This is a genomic window from Dyadobacter alkalitolerans DSM 23607 (assembly GCF_000428845.1).
GTDB lineage: Bacteria > Bacteroidota > Bacteroidia > Cytophagales > Spirosomataceae > Dyadobacter > Dyadobacter alkalitolerans.
Map to the genome: position 1 here is coordinate 460695 of NZ_AUAS01000005.1, position 20533 is coordinate 481227.

The 20533-nt window shown below is 46.3% G+C and carries 15 protein-coding genes and 1 pseudogene; 1 reads left to right on the top strand and 15 read right to left on the bottom strand.

The features are described 5' to 3' along the window. Positions 1-28: 28 nt before the first annotated feature. The 4 genes from G395_RS0113080 to G395_RS0113100 form a co-directional block, all read right to left on the bottom strand. Positions 29-1171, bottom strand: coding sequence for an NAD(P)/FAD-dependent oxidoreductase (locus G395_RS0113080; RefSeq protein ID WP_026630456.1), 1143 nt, complete (start codon positions 1169-1171; stop codon positions 29-31). Positions 1172-1176: 5 nt separating this feature from the next. Next, complete coding sequence (locus G395_RS0113085) at positions 1177-1842, bottom strand: peroxiredoxin (RefSeq protein WP_026630457.1); 666 nt, start codon at positions 1840-1842, stop codon at positions 1177-1179. A gap of 345 nt (positions 1843-2187) precedes the next feature. Further along, on the bottom strand, positions 2188-2928 hold the full coding sequence (locus G395_RS0113095; protein WP_026630459.1) for a LytR/AlgR family response regulator transcription factor: 741 nt from the start codon (positions 2926-2928) through the stop codon (positions 2188-2190). Positions 2929-2932: 4 nt separating this feature from the next. Next, on the bottom strand, positions 2933-6223 hold the full coding sequence (locus G395_RS0113100) for a histidine kinase dimerization/phosphoacceptor domain -containing protein (RefSeq protein ID WP_157486690.1): 3291 nt from the start codon (positions 6221-6223) through the stop codon (positions 2933-2935). A 336-nt stretch (positions 6224-6559) separates the two neighbouring features. On the opposite strand from G395_RS0113100, the gene G395_RS0113110 reads away from it, so the two are divergent. Next, positions 6560-6802 (top strand): type IIL restriction-modification enzyme MmeI, encoded by a 243-nt coding sequence (locus G395_RS0113110; RefSeq protein ID WP_026630462.1) that lies wholly within the window; start codon positions 6560-6562, stop codon positions 6800-6802. An 838-nt stretch (positions 6803-7640) separates the two neighbouring features. Here the strand turns inward: G395_RS0113110 and G395_RS0113115 are convergent. The 11 genes and pseudogenes from G395_RS0113115 to G395_RS0113165 form a co-directional block, all read right to left on the bottom strand. After that, the gene (locus G395_RS0113115) at positions 7641-8549 is read right to left on the bottom strand and encodes an NmrA family NAD(P)-binding protein (protein WP_026630463.1); all 909 of its coding nucleotides are present in this window, start codon (positions 8547-8549) and stop codon (positions 7641-7643) included. Positions 8550-8736: 187 nt separating this feature from the next. Further along, positions 8737-9492: pseudogene (locus G395_RS0113120) on the bottom strand (NADPH-dependent F420 reductase); the annotation flags it as partial. Between the two features lie 95 nt (positions 9493-9587). Next, positions 9588-10712 (bottom strand): NtaA/DmoA family FMN-dependent monooxygenase, encoded by a 1125-nt coding sequence (locus G395_RS0113125; RefSeq protein ID WP_026630465.1) that lies wholly within the window; start codon positions 10710-10712, stop codon positions 9588-9590. Between the two features lie 43 nt (positions 10713-10755). Beyond that, the gene (locus tag G395_RS0113130; RefSeq protein ID WP_310588878.1) at positions 10756-11808 is read right to left on the bottom strand and encodes an LLM class flavin-dependent oxidoreductase; all 1053 of its coding nucleotides are present in this window, start codon (positions 11806-11808) and stop codon (positions 10756-10758) included. A gap of 19 nt (positions 11809-11827) precedes the next feature. Next, a complete protein-coding gene (locus G395_RS0113135; RefSeq protein ID WP_035361192.1) occupies positions 11828-13258 on the bottom strand; it encodes a TolC family protein in 1431 nt (476 codons plus the stop codon). A gap of 3 nt (positions 13259-13261) precedes the next feature. Further along, positions 13262-16456, bottom strand: a complete 3195-nt coding sequence (locus tag G395_RS0113140; protein ID WP_026630468.1) for an efflux RND transporter permease subunit — start codon at positions 16454-16456, stop codon at positions 13262-13264. 26 nt (positions 16457-16482) lie between these two features. Then, positions 16483-17607: an efflux RND transporter periplasmic adaptor subunit gene (locus tag G395_RS29350; protein ID WP_229204157.1), complete on the bottom strand. Its 1125-nt coding sequence runs from the start codon at positions 17605-17607 to the stop codon at positions 16483-16485. Positions 17608-17892: 285 nt separating this feature from the next. Beyond that, on the bottom strand, positions 17893-18162 hold the full coding sequence (locus tag G395_RS0113150; RefSeq protein ID WP_026630469.1) for an ArsR/SmtB family transcription factor: 270 nt from the start codon (positions 18160-18162) through the stop codon (positions 17893-17895). 215 nt (positions 18163-18377) lie between these two features. Beyond that, complete coding sequence (locus tag G395_RS29355) at positions 18378-18776, bottom strand: CorA family divalent cation transporter (RefSeq protein ID WP_051350144.1); 399 nt, start codon at positions 18774-18776, stop codon at positions 18378-18380. Positions 18777-19066: 290 nt separating this feature from the next. Next, on the bottom strand, positions 19067-20035 hold the full coding sequence (locus G395_RS0113160) for a zinc-dependent alcohol dehydrogenase family protein (protein WP_026630470.1): 969 nt from the start codon (positions 20033-20035) through the stop codon (positions 19067-19069). A 49-nt stretch (positions 20036-20084) separates the two neighbouring features. After that, positions 20085-20390 carry an ArsR/SmtB family transcription factor gene (locus tag G395_RS0113165; RefSeq protein ID WP_026630471.1) on the bottom strand — a complete coding sequence of 102 codons (306 nt, stop codon included), beginning with the start codon at positions 20388-20390 and terminating at the stop codon, positions 20085-20087. Positions 20391-20533: the final 143 nt, after the last annotated feature.

The window sequence follows — 20533 nt, forward strand, 5'->3', positions numbered from 1 at the left end:
TTATGATGAATCCGTTTTTTGCAAACGCTTATATGCCGAACCAGCGGCTTACGCGACTGGAACCGAACTGTTCCTTGTCGATCACCAGCGCATCGGAAGCTTTGGTATAACTGCCGAAAGGAGCCGGACCGGAGAAAAAATCTACGCTAACCTGCCCTACCCGGCCGTCACCGAATTCGATGTAGCAAATGCCATTGCCCTTGTAGGCTTCCGGCTGCTGGCTTTGCTCAAAATCCGCAATAATGGATGCGGCGGCTACTTTGGCAGCTCCTTCTGCAAACACGCCGGCTTTGGGAGTTCCTACACTATTTACATCGCCGATGGCATAAACACCGGGATATTTTGTTTTCAGATTGGTTTTTGAAACCGGAATCCAGCCCTTCTCGGGCATGCCGCTTTCTTCGACAACCTTCGCTACGCGATGTTTTGGAATGCCCAGAAACAAATCGAAAGGCATTTCTTCACCATCGTCAAGCGTGGCTATCTTTTTTGACGCGTCAATGGATTTGACCACGTGTTTTGGGATAAAACGGATTTCCCGCTCTGCAAAAGCGTCCATCAGCGCCAGTGATGTGTCAGGCGAAGGCGGGATCGGCAGCCCGAATGGCATTACAATGCTGATGGTGCAATCCTTGCGGATGCCACGTTTGAGCAGGTAATCATGCATCAGCAGTGCAGCTTCGCTCGGTGCTGGCGGACATTTGAACGGAGCCGAGCATACGCCGACGATCACATTGCCTTTTGAAAAACGTGGGAGCACTTCCCTTAATCTCTCAGCGCCAGCGAACGAGTAGAACTCATTTCCACCTTCTGCAAGGCCGGGAGTCGCAGCAACGTCGTAGTCTGCACCGAGCGCAATCACCAGAATATCTGCTTCATAAGCATTGCCGCTTTCTGTCACAGCTATCTTAGTAACAGGATCAATGGAAGTAATCGTGTCGCGGACAAAGTTGACACCCGGTTTTACGATGTTTTTGTAGTAAACCCTAACTTGCTCAGCCGTTTTATGGCCAAACATGACATCAAACTTGGAAAAGCCGAAAAAGAACGAATCGCTTTTATCGATCAGCGTCAGGTCCAGCTTATCTCCTAATTTTTCAGAAAGGATGGTCGTAAGTTCCAGTCCGCCAAAACCGGCCCCCAGCACGACTACACGTAGTTTCGCAGCCATGTCGCTTAGTTGTTACCAGGTTGAGGAATCAATCGCAGGTAAGGTTTGACCGTTTTCCAGCCTTCCGGATATTTCTCTTTTGCTTCTGCGTCCGAGACTGCCGGAACGATGATCACTTCATCGCCATTGTTCCAGTTTACAGGAGTGGCAACCCTGTGCCGGGCAGTCAGCTGCATAGAGTCTAGCACGCGCAGTATTTCGTTGAAATTCCGGCCCGTGGTCATCGGATAGGTCATATTTAGCTTAATTCTTTTGTCTGGTCCGATGATGAAAACGGAGCGCACAGCTTGGTTGGTCATTGCAGTGCGGCCTTCCGAAGTGCCGGGTTCTTCCGCCGGCAGCATATCGTAAAGTTTGGCAACTGTTAGATCGGGATCACCGATCATTGGATAATTAACTGCATAACCCTGCGTTTCCTCAATGTCTTTTTCCCATTTGAAATGACTTTCCACCGGATCCACGCTTAATCCGATCACCTTGCAATTGCGCCGCGCAAACTCGGGAGCAAGCTTGGCCATATATCCAAGTTCGGTGGTGCAGACAGGCGTAAAATCTTTGGGATGAGAAAAAAGAATCCCCCAGCTCTCTCCCAACCATTCGTGAAATTGAATCGGGCCCTGTGTTGTGTCAGCATGAAAATCAGGAGCAATATCATTCAATCGGAGGCTCATAGCATTGTAGTTAAATTTGTGGATAGATATAATTAATTGTTGTTGATCACTTACAAAAGCATGTAGCGCTTCTTGCACGTTTCGCATTGGTAACTCTCGGCTTTGACAGTGCCCAAAGAAAGGAGCCTGGCAAGCCTGCTGGCGATTGATTTTTTTGGAGCAATGACCAGATTCCCACCGCACGCCAAACAGCGAATTCCCAGGATGGTCTTTTTTACAATAATTTTGTCCAGATCTATCAGCCCCATAGCATTACCAAAGGTGGCTCTGGCTGATTATTCGGTCAAAAAAAAGGGACGAACGCGGCAGGTTCGGGATAGAATGCGGCAAGTTTGGGAAACGGGTTCAGGCGTGTTTGATGCCTAGCGAACTGAAAAGCTCGTCCCTGTAAGATTTTCCAATGGGCAGTTTGATGCCTTGCATTGAAATTTCGTTTGGAAAAATATCCTCAATCAGGTTCACATTGACTGAAAAGCGCCGGTGGATTCGGGCGAATGCCGTCGGGTCGAGCTGGTGGACAAAATCGTTGATCGTTGAGCGCACCATAATCTTTTTTTGCGAGGTCAAATGCAAAAGCACATAATTGCCTTCGCTTTCCAGGTAAAGCAATTCATCAAAAAAAACCTTTCTGAAAACATAGCCATCCTTCACAAACATGTAATTTTTGAGTGGATTGGAGGCGGTCCTGACCGGTTTCACTTCGGCAAGGTTTCCGGTAAAATTGTTAAAGGCAATTTCAATGGCAGCAAAAAGCTCTTCTTTTGCAAATGGCTTAACAATGTATGCATGCGGTTTGACCTTTTTGGCGCGCTCAATCGTCTCGACGTCACTGTTTGCAGTCAGGAAAATAAAAGGAAGCTTATGGGTTTCGTTAAGCTTTTCGGCGACATCGAAACCGTCTTTCCGGCCTGCCAGCTGAATATCAAGCAGCACCAGATCAGGTTTTTCATCTTCAAGCATATTAATAGCTTCGGTGTAATTGATTGACGGGCCACAATGTGCATAGCCCAGCTCTTCAAGCATATTAACGATCGTGCGGGCGATGACAAGCTCGTCTTCTACCACGCCTATTTTCAGAACACTCATGGTTTTAATCTTGATTTTTTCGAACGTCGCGAGTCGTAAAATTAATAGTAAATTTAGCACCACCATCGGTTACATACTGAACTCTGCCTCCGATCTGCCTGCTAAGATCATTGATCAGCTGTAACCCAAGCGTTGATGCTTTATTAAAGTTCAGATTTTCCGGCAGACCGGGACCATTATCCATGTAATCCAGCTGATATTTACCTTCTCCCATCTGACTGATTTTCAATTCAATACTCCCTGGTTGCACCTTAGCAAACGCATACTTGAATGAGTTGGTCAGCAATTCGTTCAATATCAAACCAAGCGGAACGGCAGAGTCAATATCCAGGTGAACCTCAGGTATGTTAATGGTAACATTAACCTTTTTTTGATACTGAAAAACGCTTTGCACTTGCTTGCACAAGTCCTCAATAAACCTTTTCAGGTCAATGGTGCTCAGGTCTTCAAACTGGTAAAGGTTTTGGTGAATCAATGCGATGCTGCGGACGCGATTGCGGCCCTCCTGCAAAGCCTCTCGGGCCGTTTCATCTGTTAAAGTTTTGCTTTGCAGTTCGAGTAATCCCGAGATAACCTGCAAATTATTTTTTACGCGGTGATGGATCTCTTTCATAAGCACATCCTTCTCCGATAGTAAAGCCGATTGCTCCGAAAGCGACTGCTTCAATTGTGCCGTCCGCTCGTTAACAATTTGCTCCAAACGCCTCTTTTCGTAGGCTAATTGCTTTAATCTGAGACGGATAGTCCAGTAAACGCCAAGCGTAAACAGCGTCAATGCGAGCAGTATGAACCACCATTGGAAATAAACAGGCTTCAGGACCGTGATCGGAATGTTCAGCTCACGCTTATTCCATGCCCCTTCCCTATTCTGGGCTCTTATGCGCAGCGCAAAGTCCCCATAAGGCAACCCACTTATCCGCACCGAGTTTTCATTAATATAATTCCAGTCAGTGTCCAATCCTTCAATTTTATAGGCATACCGGTGACTTTCGTTTTTTGTAAAATCCAACAATTGGAAGTCCAGCGTAAAAAACTTATCGTCGGGTTTTAATACAATTTTTCGTTCGCTCAGCAAGACATTGGTTTTATTGACCAGCTCACTTTGCGACCCTATAAACTGATTGAATACAATGATCTGCAAAGGAACTTCCAGACCGGAACTGTCCGTACGGAATTCACGCGGATCAAACGCATTCACGCCGTTTAACCCACCAAAAAACAGCCAGCCGTCGCTGGACTTAAATGAGGATGTGCGGTTAAATTCGTTGTGAGAAATGCCGTCGATAGTTGTGTAAGTGTTGACCGAAAAGTTTTTCCGATTGAAACGGATTAACCCATAATCAGAACTGATCCAAAGGTTTTCGAACGCATCCGGCTCGATTCTGTACAAAACATCGGAAGGAAAACCGGCGGTAATGTTGAACTGTTTTGAGTGATTGGTCTTAGGATTCCAACGATAAAGCCCCTCGCCATTCGTAGCAAGCCAGAAAATGCCGTCGGGGTCCTGATAGGCGTCCAAGAGGCTTAGCCCGTTTAAAAAGCCCGATTGCCGTTTCTCCATTGACAAGTTATAGGAACCTTTTTTGGTATCCCCAGGAGCATAAATCAGTTTATATAACCCATTCTCCGCAACGGCCCATAAAATCCGCGTTTTGTCGGCAAAAAACCTGTAAACGAATTTTGCCTCGGCACCTGTTTTTGTAATCGGTATGGAATCAAACTGGTTGGTTCTTGAGTTAAAAACCGAAAAACCATTCGTCCTGCCTAACAGCAAAAGACTGTCATTCAGCGAATGCATCGACCAGATCTCGGATCCTAAGCTTTTGGTATAAGTGACGGTCTTATTTTTGGCATCATCATATCGCGAAAGCGCATAACCCCCACTGTACAATGCTGACTGGTGTTTGATGAGTGCATAGTTAATGAACTGATTCCTGACAGCTTGCATTTTTCCTCCATTTTGCGAAAAAGTATGCGCCCAAATGTTGGCGGCGACCTTCCCGTTCCGGTCTGCATAGATGCCGCGGGCCTGGCTGTTGGGCTCAATGGATTGCTGGCTGGTTGAAAAGTAAGGCTGGAACCGGTTCTTTTTGAGCGTCAGCTGAAAAACGCCTAGTGAAGTGCAAAGCCAGAGGTTACCCAATGCATCGGGAAAGAGCTGGTAGATAAACAGGTTTTCAAAACCTTTTAGCTCCGAATGATCAATGACTTTCAAGAAGGCGCTTTTGTTCCATAAATAAAGCGCATCGGTAGGAATGTAGAATGCAGCCCCGCCACTGCCGGTGGCCGCACAAACCTGGAACCAATAACGATTCTTCACCGGTTCAAGGTTGTATCTGGCAGGGTCCTTAACCAATGTAAGTTTTCCATTCGGGTCCAGCTTGCCCACAGCGAATTGATCGGTGTTGCTGGCTGTGTTATAGGTGATCAAAAGCTCATTATTATTTGCAAAACCAATGGGCAATGAGCGCAACACATCATGCTGTTGAAATGTAATCACCGTGTCAGGGGTGATTAGGAACTGCTTTTCCTGATTGTTCAATTTCAACAAGACTTTCCCTTCCATGAACGCGCAGAAGGGCCCGGTTGTCCGATAGTCAATTGGAGCCTTTTTGTCCCAATCCTTCATTTTGAAGCGAAGCCGGAACCCCTTTTTGGCTGAATAGAGCCAGTAACGAAAAGGAAAAGCGGTCAGAAAGCAAACCTCCCCCGTGCCATCGTTCGCCACCCAATACACGTCACGCTCTTTGAAAGGCAGGTCAGGAAATGCAGCTGTCAATGTTTTCACCTCTCGCGTCGTCGCATCGATCACATCCACTTTTCCATTAGTCATCAGCTGAAAACCAGTGCTGCCGTATTGGACAAAAAGGCGATTGGCGTTATCCTTCGCTAGCTGAACCACCTTATTCTCCTGCAACTTATCACGCTGCCGGGTAAATAGTAAGGAATTTCGGCCGTCATAGCGATTTAACCCGTTGCGCGTTCCAAACCAAAGAAACCCTGCATTGTCCTGAATTCCGCAGAAAACTTCATGCGACGCCAGCCCATCTTCAATGGATAGCAGCCGTTTGGTAACGGAAAATTCTGAGTTGTCTTGAGCAGAATTACTTTGCGCATGCAGAACATGCACATTAAAAATCGACACCAAAACCCAAAGGCTGAAAAGGAGGGATCGCAAACGCTTTTGCCTTGATATGGAAGCTGTTTTGGGCATTTCAGGAACGTAGGAGTATTTGTAAAAGTCAAAGTAAAAGTGTGAGCGGCTTTCATCATACTCTTTTTTCGATTTGAGCAAATGTGTTTTCAATAAAAGCTGGCAGCCCGGAAAATCCGCTTAAACCGCATTGGAATAACGGTCAGGGTGAATGGGCGCTTCTAGATCGCATACCAGTTACACTATTGTTTATTTATGATATGGATAAAAAAGCTATTTTCTCTAACCAGCTAGCATTTGGTCCGACATTTGTTCCGTTGCGGGTACGAAAAGCGTGGTAATCGATTGATTATAAGGCTCTCTACTTATTCGGGGGGTCAGAAGGGTGGTCAATAGTTATTTGATCATGCCAATGTCTTTCTTTGAGATTAAAGTGAACTCCTAGGATACTAGACAACTCATCCAAAATAAATTAAAGTGTGGGATGCTATTGAGATAGAAGAAGCCATTTCATCCCTTGCAGAGCAACCTTTTGATTTTGCACAATTTCCCTATGCTTTTCTAGAGGTTTTCGGTAACAAAGAAACGACCATTAAACGTCTCAAATCTGGTAACAGCAACAAGTCAGATGTTGAAGGCGGCGTCTTGCAGCAAAATAACATCCATATCGCTGTTTGTGACGTAGGCCAGGAAATGGAGACGCTTTTACGTTTAACATGAGCGCTCGGAGAAACATATTAGGAACTGGACAGCAAAGTTTCCCTATGTGAACGGGCAACTGTTTTCTGGATCAGTTGAGGTTCCCAAGTTCAACAAAATAGCTCGTTCCCATCTGCTGCACGGCGGCAACCTGGACTGGAAAAAAAATCAATCCGGATATTTTTGGCTCGATGATCCAGGCAGTTGCTGATGATGAAGAACGTAGTGCCTTAGGAATGCACTACACTTCGGTGCCCAACATTTTAAAAGTATTAATGCATCACGCTAGCACTGCTGTTGGTTGTTTAAATTCGTAGAATATCAGAAGAACAATAATACTTCAGCTGCATTTGTTTCAACAAGTTCAATGTGCCGGTTTGTAACTTCGTCTTTATTGGGCGAATAATATATAATTTTTTTATTACCTGAAATTGGTTAAAGCAACTTGAACAGACGCCAGCAAACAATGGTAATAGTCTGATCCTGGCTTTCCTCAAATGCTACCCGCTCGGAAAGCAGCGATAACTAATCCTTTGCACCACTCCGTAAAACGGATTTTATTTTGGTAATACCGTCAACATAACTTTTTGTAAGTGAGGACTACTTATAATAAAAAAGTAACCTTTCTTGTTTAGTTCAGATATACTACCGTTTGTGCAGACCAGCAAACGGTCCCTCTTGTACTTATTAAAGGGAACAAAGTATCGAGCTGACTTTGTAAGCCACAAAATCTAAGATCCTCCGGGTTCTTTACTTAAAGATTTTATTTCACGGATTGTTTTTTAGAAAAGCAGTTGATAAACAAATGTCTAACCTTAAAAAGTAGACATTTTGTTTATCTTCATTCGCAATAATTAACCTACAATTTACTGGTAGCTGAATCAAGAATCGCATCTTTATGCTCTGTTAAAAATTCCTGAAGTGTCTTGGCTGGTCTTCCAAGGACGTAGGGAATATCATTTTGGACCATAGACATATATGACATTCTCCCATCGAGCATCTGTGTGACAAAATCGATGTTGGCTCTCGTATACCAGCTCTCTGCCCCCTGGGACGTCAGCGTTTCAACCAATTCGACAAAACCTTCAAGACCTTTGTTTTCGTGCTTGATTTCAACTCCGGTAACCTCGCTTAAAAGTTCAGCAATTTCTTGTCCGTTAAAGCTTTCTACGCTCAACCAATAATGTTGCCCACCATGGCGTTGCGGCCCTTCAAGGAGTGCTTTTGCTGCAACCGCAGCTATATCACTTGAGGCAATGTAGCCGACTCTTCGGTCATCCCAGTAGCTTGTGTAAGTGTGATTCTTAGGTATATAAAGCCCTGTGAATACTTCCATAAACATATTTGGATGCAGATGCGTCCAGGCAATACCGCTGGCTTCAATGTATTTTTCGATCATCTGATGCCAGGCAAAATGCGCATCGGTGGTATCCCACTCAGCGAAAACGCCCACATGCACAATATGGCTGACACCTGCTTTCTTTGCAGCATCTACCAATGTTTTGCTCTGTGTGAGCATGGCAACCGTGTAGCCGGTTAGCAGAAAGACACGATCAACACCCGCAAGGGCAAGCGCAAATGTCCTTGGGTCATCAAGATCCAGGTATTTACAGTCCTTTCCTTCGCTGATGAGCTGCTCTACGACATCCTGTTTGCGCGAGGTAATCCGTACTTTCACCCCTTGGCCTTCCAGATCTTTTACAACCTGACTGCCGATCGTTCCACTGGCACCCAGGACAAGGACCGTTGGTTGTTGATTGTTTTCCATTTGAGTTTGTATTGAATAATATTTTATAAAATGATTCGGTTGGTAGGACTGTAAGCTAAGGCGTCGCATTTGAAAAATTGGTAGCAGTGCCCAAACCATGCCACTGCTGCATTGTATTTAACTAGTGTGTAATGGGAAAAAGCTTGTATGCTCCCAGGGGGGCCTTCATTCAGGCCAGTTATTTATTCTACTTTTTCCCTATCTGAAGTAAACGGTTACCGGCTAAGATTTCTTCGTATGAAGGCCAGGAATCCATTTTCCTTAGGTTGTCCATGATGAAATCGCGGATTGCAGGGGCTTTCCCTTTTTCAGCATTAGCAAGTGCCTGTTCTAATTCGGCTTCACTTAATTCAGTACAGTAGGCTGGCGTGCCGGGCTGCTGTCGCCAGGATTCGGCCAGACTTCCGCCATCAACGGTATCAAAACCGGTAAGATCAACCAGTTGAGTGGCTACTTTTTTATGTTCCTGATTATCTCCTGCTATCGAAATTGCTACTCTTGCTTCCGCACCGGCTATTTTGCCTTTGTGTTTCAAGGTGCCTTCCAAAATATTATTAAACACCTTCACAAGCGGGCGGTTCAGTATACCGGAGATATATTCGCTTTCAGATATTTGTTCCAATTCGGCAATCTCACCGTCCCTGAACGGATAATAGTTTGAAGTATCCATTACGACCACATCATCAGGAACCTCTTGCAATAAGTCCTTAGGCAAATCTCTGTAAGCATTGAAGGGCATAGAGAAGATGATGGCATCTACGTCTTTGACCACACCCCTTAAAGTTGCCGCAGTTGCGCCCAAACCGGCAGCTATTTTTTCCAATTCAGGCATTGCCCTGGTATTGGTAACTTTTACATAATGTCCTGCCTGAGAAAACTTTTTGGCTAAAATGCTGCCAATGGCACCTGTTCCTACGATTCCTATTTTCATGTTTTTAAAATTTAGTTGTTTATAATTTTTATTTTAAACCTGCGATTCGGGATGTTATATGTGGGATTTTGCATAAAATTGTAAGTAATGTAGCGGGTTACTGGACCCTATATTTTTCTAAATGCCGGCATGGGCAATTCCAGGTTGCCGCGCAGTGTAGCCGATTCATACTCGGTACGGAATATGCCGCGCTCCTGCAAAATCGGTACGACCAGTTCAATGAAATCCTGCAATCCATAGGGATGGTCCTGGCGCAGGATCAGCATATCCATGGCCCCTGTTTCATACCACTGCTGCACCTGATCGGCAACCCTTTCGGCCGAACCAAAAAATTGTGGCAGGGGCAGGCTGTTGTTAGGAATAAACTGCAAGAGTTCCCTGTACTTTTCGCGGGCTTCCTGGTCTGTGCTGCCAACGATCGGGTTTTGCGAAACAGAGACAATAAAATCCTGGGGCCTTCTGCCTTTGGCAACGAGTTGATGTCTTAGTTCGCGGGCAATTGATCGGGTTTCTTCCAGAGTACTTCCAAAAGTGAAAACTCCGTCGGTATAACTTGTCGCATGATCCATAAAGGTCTTCGACATGCCTGCTGTGTATAATACGGGCCGGCCTTGAATGGAACGGCTCAGGTTCAAAGGCCCTTCAACCGAAAAATATTTCCCCCGGTAATTCACCTTGTGCATTTTTCGCGGGTTCAAAAAATAGCCGCTTTCTTTATCGCGGATAAAAGCATCATCTTCATAGGTGTCCCATAAGCCCAGGACGATTTCCATAAACTCTTTGTTCATGGGGTACTGGTCTGACTTACCCAGATGGCCACGACTGAAGTTGACCATGCCACCAGGGTTTGAGGTAATGGCGTTTAAAGAAGCACGGCCCTTACTTAATTTGTCCAGTGACAGGATCTGACGCGCAGCACTGTAAGGATCAGCATAAGAAGTGGAAATGGTGACAGATAGCCCGATCGTATTTGTATGCATGGCAAGGGCAGACATGAGCGATACACCTTCAAACATGCTCAAATAATGCGGGATATTTCCCGGGCCTACATGGCTTACATCTACCAGAAAGAGCGTGTCAAACTTGGCCGCTTCTGCCATTTTAGCCTGCCGGATATAGTGGTCTATATTTTCGCTGGCATCAGAGGGCATATCCGGATGCTGCCAGCCTACGTGGTTCCAGCCCAGCCCATCCAAATTGGCCGCTAATTTCAATTTTTTTCTATTCTCCATTTATCGTATTCGCTTTGGACCTGCAAGAATCCAATGACATAATCTAACCCTGTTTTTCCAGCGTACGACCCGGCGCTGCCGCTTTACCTTCATTTACCTCCATCATGATTTCTGCAAATAATTTCACAGACTTGACCCGGTCTTCAAAATCATAAGTTGTTGATACTGCTATCAGCTCATTCACCTGGGTCTGTTCTAAAAAATGCTCTATCTGCGCTTTTACAGTTTCTTTGCTACCTACAAAGGAATATTTTAGCATTTGCTGTAATGAAGGATGCTGTAAGTACTCGATTAGCCCACTACTCATCTCAGTTGGTGGTTGCAAAGCATCCTTTGCCCCGGTCAGCACCCCCATGAACATTCTAATCAGGGTGGTAAATAATCTTTCTGCCTGCTGGTCCGTGTCGGCAACAAAGACATTTATACCAGCTATTGTATAGGGCTGGTCCAAAAATGAAGACGGCTGAAACTCGGCCTTATAGATCTTTAAAGCATCTATTAAATGAGTGGAAGCAAAGTGGCTGGCAAAGGCGTAGGGTAATCCTTTCCTTGCCGCCAGATGCGCACTGTCGGTACTGGACCCCAGTATGTAAAGTGGCACATCGGTTCCTTCTGCAATGGTGGCCCTGACTTTGGAAGATTTGTTTTCCAGGGAAAAGTAATCCCGGATTTTATCTATTTCCCCAGAAAATGAACGTGCGGCCTGTATAAAATCCGGACGGATTGCATGTGCTGTCTGCTGATCAGTACCAGGCGCCCTTCCAAGGCCCAGATCAATCCGGCCTGGATATAAATGGGCCAAAGTACCAAACTGTTCAGCAACAATCAACGGCGAGTGATTCGGAAGCATGATCCCGCCAGAGCCTACCCGAAGGGTCCTGGTGTTTTCAGCTACGTATCCTATTAATACTGAAGGGGCACAGCTACCAATGTGATCGGCACTATGATGTTCAGCGAACCAGAACCGTTTATAGTTTAGTGATTCAGCTTCCCTGGCCAATGACAGGGAGTTATTTAATGTTTCTTTTATCGTGCCACCTTCTGCCACAAGGGCAAGTTCCAGTATGGAATAGGCAATATGCTGGTTTGTCATCATTTATATCTTTTAAATTTTATCATTGCCAGCCGCCACCTACGGCGCGGTATAATTCTACATTCGCCCGCAACTGATTGCGTTTTAAAGAGGCAAGTTCAAGCTCGCTTTGAAGCACGCTGCTTTGCGCGGTGATTACTTCCAGGTAATTGGCCAGGCCACTTCCAAATAACATATTGGCGTTTGCTGTCGCTTCTCGCAGGGCTCGAACGCGGTCTGCGGCAATGTCTTGCTGGACCTGCATTTTAGTGATTTGACCAAGCGCGTTAGAGACTTCCCCTACAGCTACGAGTACCTGCTGTCTGAACTGGATTACAACCCTTTCCCGGTCAATCTGACTGATTTCGTACTGGGTACGCAGGGCGCGGCGCTGCAATAATGGTTGGGTCAGCCCGCCAGTAGCCAGACCGAACAAGGAGGCAGGGATACTAAACCAATTGCTCGCCTTAAAAGAATTTATACCACCCTGGGCAGTAATAGCCAGGGTTGGGTAAAGCTGAGCTTTGGTATAGCCAACTGCTGCATTGGCCCTGTCGAGCGCCAATTCTGCACTCCGGACGTCAGGCCGGCTGCCAAGCAGCTGTGAAGGCACGCCCGCAGCCGTTACAACCGACACATTCACCTGCATCAGGTTGCCTTCACGGCGGATATCGCCTGGCAAGCGTCCGGCAAGGATGCTTAATGCATTCTCCTGCACTGTAAGGGCTTGCTCAAATTCTGGAATAAGGCCAGCCGCTGTGAGCCGCTGTGCTTCAACCTGCTGGACGGCCAGTGAGTTTGCCAGGCCTGCGGTGTATTGTAACCGTGTGATTTCTAGCGTGCTGTCGGTTAGTGCCACATTGCGCCGGGCTACTTCCAGCTGTGTATCAAGCATTAACAGGTTATAATAGCCTTCTGCAACCTGGGCCACAATCCGGGTTTGCACAGCCTTGCGAGCCTCCTGGCTTTGAAGGTAAGCGGCCAGCGCTTCTGCCTTGCGGCTTTTTATTTTACCCCATATGTCGGCTTCCCAGCTCACTACTGCCGCCAGGTTATAATCCTCAATGTGGCTCCTGCCCAAAAACTGGCTCAGGGAAATACCATTAAGACTATTGGTTGATGGGCTGTTGGTGTTTGCGCCTGCCTGAATAGTGACAGCTGGAACATTTCCCCACCTGGCCTGTTTAAAACTTGCCTGTGCAGCTTCAATGTTTTGGAGGGCCAGCTGCAAATCGTTGTTTCGAGCGATGGCACTGTCGAGCAGTTGCTGCAAAGCCGGCTCATTAAAGAAACTTTTCCAGGGCAAACCCGCTATCGAAGCCGTATCAGGGTTTTCGGCAGTTCGGTATGCAGATGGTAGCTGCATCTCGGGCAGCGGCACATTCTTTGACACGTTGCATGAGACGGTAATGACTAGTGTGGCTGCCCCTATTACAAAGGAGTTGAGCCGGAATATTTTTCGGGAATAATTCATGAATTAGCTAACTGTTAGCGGTGAATGTGCCTGATGCTCCTTGACACTATCTGTGTCTGGTAGTTTCTGGCCGGCTGTACCACTGATGCGTTCTTGGAGCCGCTGGAAAATGATAAACAGGACCGGAATCAGAAATAACCCAAGTACGACGCCGGTAAGCATGCCACCAGCTGCGCCGATACTGATCGAATGGTTGCCTTGGGCGGACGGCCCTGTGGCAAACATCATTGGAACCATGCCGACAACAAAAGCCAGTGAGGTCATGATGATTGGGCGCAAGCGGGAAGCTGAAGCATCAAGCGCTGCCCTGACCAACGGCTCGCCGCTGCGACGGCGCTGTAAGGCAAACTCAACGATCAGGATCGCATTTTTGGCTAGTAACCCAATCAGCATCACCAGGGCCACCTGCACATAAATATTATTGGTGATGCCAGTCAAACCAATTGCGGCAAATACGCCAAAGATCCCTGTTGGAAGTGAAAGCAGCACTGCCAGCGGAAGGATGTAGCTTTCGTACTGGGCTGCCAGAAGAAAATAGACAAAAACCAGGCACATTAAAAATACGACAGTGGACTGTCCACCGGAAGAAATCTCTTCACGGGTAAGACCCGAAAACTCGTAGGTATAACCAGCTGGAAGGTGTTTCTCAGCAACAGTCTCAACGGCCTTAATGGCATCACCTGTGCTATAACCTGCCTTTGGGACTGCATTGATCGTCAGGGAATTAAAAAGGTTGTAGCGCGATGCCGTTTCAGGTCCGTAAACCCGTTTGAGGCGTACCAGCGTACGCACGGGCACCATCTGGCCCTGGTTATTTTTAACAAACACGCCATTTAAGGCGGTTAAATCGGTGCGGCTGGCCTTGCCTGCCTGCACCAGCACACGGTAATATTTTCCGAACCGGTTAAAATCCGATGCCTGCGCGCTGCCAAAGTATGCCTGCATGGTTTGCAGAATGCTTTTAGGGCTCACGCCCAGTTGAGCAGCTTTTACTTCATCCACTTCTACTTCCAGCTGCGGGTAATCAGCCCGGAACGAGGTAAAGGCTACGCCAATGGCAGGCTGTTTCATCATTTCAGCGATAAAACCCTGACCGACTTCTCCCAGCTTGACCAGCTCACCGCCACTGCGATCTTGCAAAACAAGCTCCATCCCTTCCACATTGCTAAACCCAGGCACGGTAGGCGTTGTAAACACAAAGGAATCCGCCCCCTTGATAGTTGTTGCTTTCTGACGCATGATCGCCATGATGCCTTCAATATCCTTCACATCTCCACGGTCTGCCAGTGGCCTAAGCCTTGCAAACAGCGTGAGCGAAGATGGGCTGGCCGACGACGACAGGATATTAAAACCTGCCATCAGGTTCATGGTTTCAATGGCAGGCATTTCAAGCAGCAAATCCTCAATTTGCACAGCGATCTGCTGGGTGCGGTCCAGGGAAGCACTTGCCGGCAGGGTCATTGCAACCGCAACAAAGCTTTGGTCTTCTCCTGGAATAAAACCCGATGGTGTTCGCTTGGCCATCCATACGGTAAGCACCAAAATAACTGCCAGACCACTTAGGCCAACCCATTTATGTCGTATCAGGAATGTGATGCTGCCCACATAACGGTTGGTCAAACTGTTAAAGCTGCGGTTGAACCCTTTGAAAAAGCGGGTTTTAAAATTGGATGGTGCGCCGCCAGGAGTGTCATGATGCGTGCTTTTTAGAAAGAGCGCCGCAAGGGCCGGGCTTAAAGTCAACGCATTTACCGCTGAAATAAGAATGGCGATAGCCATTGTAAACGCAAATTGCCGGTAAAATACTCCCGTCGAACCTTCCAGAAAACCGACGGGCAAAAACACGGCGGCCATTACCAGGGTAATTGAAATGATAGCGCCCGTAATCTCGCTCATTGCCTCAGTCGTTGCCTTGCGCACCGAGGTGGCCCCGTTTTCCAGCTTGCTGTGCACAGCTTCTACTACCACGATCGCGTCGTCGACCACAATCCCGATGGCCAAAACCAGGGCAAAGAGTGTGAGTAGATTGATCGAAAAGCCAAAAAGCTGCATGAAAAAGAATGTCCCTACAATGGCCACTGGAACTGCAATGGCCGGGATCAGTGTCGAGCGGAAATCTTGTAAAAAGATGAATACGACAATGAAAACCAGTATAAACGCTTCTACCAAGGTATGCTGCACCTGCTCAACAGAGGCGTCCAGCGCTTCTTTGGTGCTTAAAAGTGTCTGCTGGCGGATACCCTCAGGCAAGTTTTTACCAAGCTTTTTCATTGACTTGGCTACCTGTATCTGCAATTCATTGGCATTTGAGCCAGCGGTTTGGAAGATGGCAATGTTGATGCCTGATTTGCCTGCAATCCGCACACTGCTATTATAGGTTGTAGAGCCAAATTCCACGCGTGCCACATCTTTGAGCCGCAGCATGGAGCCATCCGCATTGGCACGGATGATCATATTTTCGTAATCGCCTGGCTTATTTCGTTTGCCTTTGTACTTGATAACATACTCAAAAGATTCCTGACTGCTTTCACCAAGCCTGCCCGGGGCAGCTTCCAGATTGTTGTCCTGAATGGCTGCGATCACTTCGGCAGGCGTCAGCTGGTAGCTGGCCAGCTGAGCCGGGTCCAGCCAGATACGCATCGCGTAAGCACGGTTCCCACCAAAAACGATTGCCGAGCCAACGCCCGGTATGCGTTTGATTTCCGGTATCAGGTTTATCTGGGCATAGTTGTCCAGAAAGGTTTGGTCGTATTTACTGGTGTCCTCAGAGACCAAATTCAAAATCATCACCATGCTGTTTTGCTGCTTGGCAACGGTAACCCCTTGCTGTACGACTTCTGCCGGCAGCTGGCTGGTTGCCTGTGAGACCCGGTTTTGTACATTCACCGCGGCCTGGTCGGGGTCAGTCCCCAACCGGAAGCTAACGGTGATTACCAGCGTACCGTCATTACTGGCTGTCGAGCTCAGGTATACCATCTGCTCTACCCCATTAATGGCTTCCTCTAACGAAGGCGCTACCGAGCGGAGCAGTGTTTCAGCATTGGCACCGGGATAAAGGGCGGTGACCTGTACTGCCGGGGGTGCTATATCTGGAAACTGTTGGAGCGGAAGCTTCCACATGGCTATCGCCCCTACAATCACCAATAGAATAGAGATGACCGTCGACAGCACAGGGCGTTCGATAAATTTCTTAAGCATTATATCAAAGATTAAATAGATTGATGTTAGAGGGCTGCCTGGCCTGCGGCAGTGCTGCCAATGACTGGCTCAGTAGGCTTGATCACCTGTCCTTCCTGTAAATGGTCAAGTCCTTGGAGTACTATCCGGTCGCCATTTCTGACACCTTCACTGACCAGGTAGTTCTGTCCGCTTTTTCCCAGGATGGTTAACTTTTTGCGGCTGACACGGTTGCTATCTCCGACTGCATAGACAAATACTTTATCCTGCATATCAATGGTGGCAGCAGTTGGTACCAGCATCAGGTTTGGATGATTTAGCGGAAGCTGGACCTTGCCTGTATTGCCCGAGCGCAGCTGGCCACTGGTATTTGGAAAGGTAGCCCTTAGTGTGATAGCGCCTGTTGTTTTGTCAAACTGCCCGTCGACCATATCCACCTTCCCACCTACCGGATAGGTACTTTGATCAGAAAGCAAAAGCGTTACCGGTGGCAGCTTTGCGATCTTTTCTTCCAGCGTATTTCCGGCATATTGTTTACGGAAAACATGGAAATCATCTTCACCTAATGAAAAGTAGACGTGCACCTGGTGCACATCAGAGATCTGTGTCAATGCCTGGGTGTCGCTGGGACCAACCAGACTGCCTTGTTTAATGTGCAAACGGCCTACATAACCGCTGACAGGTGCTTTTATAAGCGTATAACCCAGGTTAAGACGTGCGCTGCTCACCTCTGTTTTTGCGCGTTGCAGGTTAGCTTCTGCTACCGTCAAGGCAGCCTGGGCAGTTTTCAGCTGTATATCGGAAACCACTTTGTGTTCAACCAAAGGGGCATATTTGTTTGCCTCCAATTGGGCCCCCGCCAGCGCACCTTCCGCAGCATGCTGCAAAGCAAGGGCATTATTCAACCGCTCGCGGTAAGGCGCTTCGTTGATTTTAAATAATGGCTGGCCTGCTTTAACAGCTACCCCTTCATCGACCAGGACCCGGTCAAGTATCCCGCTGATTTGAGGGCGGATTTCGACATTGGTCAACCCTTCAATGGAAGCAGGATAATCCTGGTAAGTTGTTTGGCTGCCTGCTTGCACTACCCCCACAGGTAGGGATGCTGCCTCAATAGTTTGTTTTGAATCAGTCTTTTGGCCGCATCCCGAAAGAAGCAGGCAAAAGCTCAAAAAGGATCCTATTTTTAATAGTGAATGCCCCGCAGGGTAGCTTTTAAGGCCAAGGCGATGGCGACGCCGGGAAAAATGAATAGACACAGGAGCGAAAGAAAACATTAATAGATAATTATAAATTGATATATGAAGACAAAAAATTTGTGATGATTGCAAGCTGTTAATGGTAATTATTAATTACTGGCCCAAACCTAAAAGGACAGTTAAACACATAAGCAATCGTTAATGCATGTGGCAAAAAAAAATGCCACTGTGGTGGCCTTTGGGAAAACACGGTTTGACTTAACGTAAAGAGCGCAAGAAGGCTTCCAGTTCTTGCACTTTCTCTTCAATAATAGCAACTTTCATGTTACGCCCCTCCTTGCGGGATTCTACCAGACCGGCTTCTGATAATGCCTTCAAATGCTGGGACATAGAAGGTTGACTAATCGGTACAAATTCAAACAAATCAGCACACCCCTTATTGGTACCCTTTGCTATTTCCTGTAATAATGCCAGCCTGGTAGGGTCGCTGAGCGATTTGGCCAGTTTAACAAGTGATTTACTATCCATTCTATTAAATTTTTATTGAATACATGCGCATTCATTGATGTCTTAACCAATCTGGTTACTGGATGGTTCTTGTTACGTGATATTTTTCTGTGACGATTGGGGATGACGCCCGTTTTTAGAAGATTAGTGCAGAATTTTACCTCCCTTTTAGTAACAGACAAGAACTAGATAAATAGGCACTAAAAATTTAGCATCAGTAAAAGATAGCACCGGAATTATAGTGAAAAGCCTGGAATCTCATTTAAAACATGGAGCGCCGATTCACACAGACCACTTTTGAGAAAATATGTGTCAATATCTGCAAACTGCTCGAAAGGCTTTCGATGAATTGTGATAATTAGATCATCCTTTAAGAAAATGGCAACTTTATCGGTCAGCTCTTGTACGGTATCTGCCTGTGCCGCTACCTGATCACTATAGACACGGAGAATAACGAAAGTGTAAGACCCAACATTTTCATGTTTGGCAAGATGGTCGGGCTGCAAACAATCTGCAACGGAGGAGTCGTGCAGCTCATATTTGTTGGCAATCCCACGCAGTTCCTCCTTAGCCGGGTCGGTGACATTCACCCATGCAAAAGGATATTCAGGCTTTTTTGCAATAGTTTGAATCATTTTGAATTTGAAAAATCACATACCGGCTCATTATGCATTTTTGCTTACAAGCTTTCTCAAATCACAAATGACCGCACTTGACTGATCATTCCATTTTTAAATTTCCAAATGTCACAATAGAAGCTCCTTTTTGACTCACCTTTTTTTTGAAATATTATCTGACCAAGCTCAACTATGAATTCTTTTTCCTGGATATAATCTTTGTCGTGTACATGCCAATAGGGAATAGTAACGTTTAACTTAACGGTATCATCTATACGCGAAGATTAATTCGTTAAGGGTGCCATGTTTTATTTGTCCATCTCTATGCCGATCTTGCCATAGAAATTTTTGTCGCCGGTTTTGTTCTCCAGCAAACTGTGCGCTTTACTGATTTCCGACAACGAAAAGACCTTATTCAGAACTGGTTTCAACTTATTCGTTTCCACGAGTTTCGTTATCTCATCCAGTTTATTTCTGTTTTGTCGGGTAAATACAAAATGGTAGGTCGCATTTTTTCCCCAGGCATGAATCAGGTTTTGCGGTTTTTCAATGTCGACTATGGTAACTACCTGCCCTAGTTGACTGAGGATCAACCCGCTATCAGAAAGTGTATTGCCTCCAATGGTGTCAATGACGACATCGACTCCTTTACCGCCCGTAAGTTGCTGAATAGCGTCGATGTAGTTTTCATTTGCATAGTCGATCACATGATCAGCTCCTAATTCAAGAAGAACTTGATGATGGACTTTCCTAGCTGTAGTGAAAACGACTGCTCCCATTGCTTTGGCAATCTGAATGGTTAGCATTCCCACGCCACCGGCACCTCCATGGATCAGGACAGTCTGATTCACCTTTAATTGTGCCCTGGTAACCAGCATTTCCCAAGCCGTACCAGCTGCCAAAGGAAGCGTTGCCGCTTCGAGATGGCTAATGTTTTTAGGTTTCAAAGCAATGATAGACTCATGGACGCTGTGATACTGGGCATAACTTCCCTGCCCCTTAAAGATTTCAGGCGTGTAGTAAACCTGGTCACCGACCTTGAAATGTTCTACACCATGACCGACTTCCACTATTTCACCCGAAACATCGTGACCTGTGATGACAGGTAAGGTCAGTTCATTTTTATAATCCCCACGACGCACCTGGTAGTCCAAAGGGTTAACAGATGTTGCAAAAACTCTGACCAAAACTTCCCCGAAGCCTGGTTTTGGCGTCGGCACGTCCACGATTTCAAAATTGTCGACAGGGCCGAACTGATTTAAGATTGCTGCTTTCATTTTTGTTTTTAGTTAATTAGGCAAACACCTAATTTGATATTCAAAAAAATTATAATTTATCTTTAATGTGCTGTGCTAAATTCTGGATTGATTGCTCATTCCTTTTATAATATGTCCACTGATCCTTTCTTGTGGCGATCAAAATACCGGCGCCAGACATTGCTTTTAAATAAACAGATACGGTAGGAACAGACATCCCTGCTTTTTTTGCAATGTCAGAAACACATACACCTAAGTCCGGCGAATAGTCGGCTAGCTCCTCGGCAGGAAAGTGCGCAAAAGGCTCTTTTAACCATTCCAGAATGTTTAACCGGGTCTGATTTGATAATGACTTAATAACTTCTAATAGTATCATAATGTAAAGTTAGGTAATTACCTAAATACCTACAAGCCTTTTCGACCTTTTTTATAAAAATAACTTTCGATTTGCAATTTATGCTTGATCAGAGATGCTTCTGAAATCCAAACCACATCTGATATGGAAGATTACAAGCCCTG

Coding starts and splice junctions, on each gene's coding strand:
- G395_RS0113080 (WP_026630456.1), bottom strand. CDS start 1,171: ATGGCTGCGAAACTACGTGTAGTCGTGCTGGGGGCCGGTTTTGGCGGA.
- G395_RS0113085 (WP_026630457.1), bottom strand. CDS start 1,842: ATGAGCCTCCGATTGAATGATATTGCTCCTGATTTTCATGCTGACACA.
- G395_RS0113095 (WP_026630459.1), bottom strand. CDS start 2,928: ATGAGTGTTCTGAAAATAGGCGTGGTAGAAGACGAGCTTGTCATCGCC.
- G395_RS0113115 (WP_026630463.1), bottom strand. CDS start 8,549: ATGGAAAACAATCAACAACCAACGGTCCTTGTCCTGGGTGCCAGTGGA.
- G395_RS0113125 (WP_026630465.1), bottom strand. CDS start 10,712: ATGGAGAATAGAAAAAAATTGAAATTAGCGGCCAATTTGGATGGGCTG.
- G395_RS0113130 (WP_310588878.1), bottom strand. CDS start 11,808: ATGATGACAAACCAGCATATTGCCTATTCCATACTGGAACTTGCCCTT.
- G395_RS0113135 (WP_035361192.1), bottom strand. CDS start 13,258: ATGAATTATTCCCGAAAAATATTCCGGCTCAACTCCTTTGTAATAGGG.
- G395_RS0113140 (WP_026630468.1), bottom strand. CDS start 16,456: ATGCTTAAGAAATTTATCGAACGCCCTGTGCTGTCGACGGTCATCTCT.
- G395_RS0113150 (WP_026630469.1), bottom strand. CDS start 18,162: ATGGATAGTAAATCACTTGTTAAACTGGCCAAATCGCTCAGCGACCCT.
- G395_RS29355 (WP_051350144.1), bottom strand. CDS start 18,776: ATGATTCAAACTATTGCAAAAAAGCCTGAATATCCTTTTGCATGGGTG.
- G395_RS0113160 (WP_026630470.1), bottom strand. CDS start 20,035: ATGAAAGCAGCAATCTTAAATCAGTTCGGCCCTGTCGACAATTTTGAA.
- G395_RS0113165 (WP_026630471.1), bottom strand. CDS start 20,390: ATGATACTATTAGAAGTTATTAAGTCATTATCAAATCAGACCCGGTTA.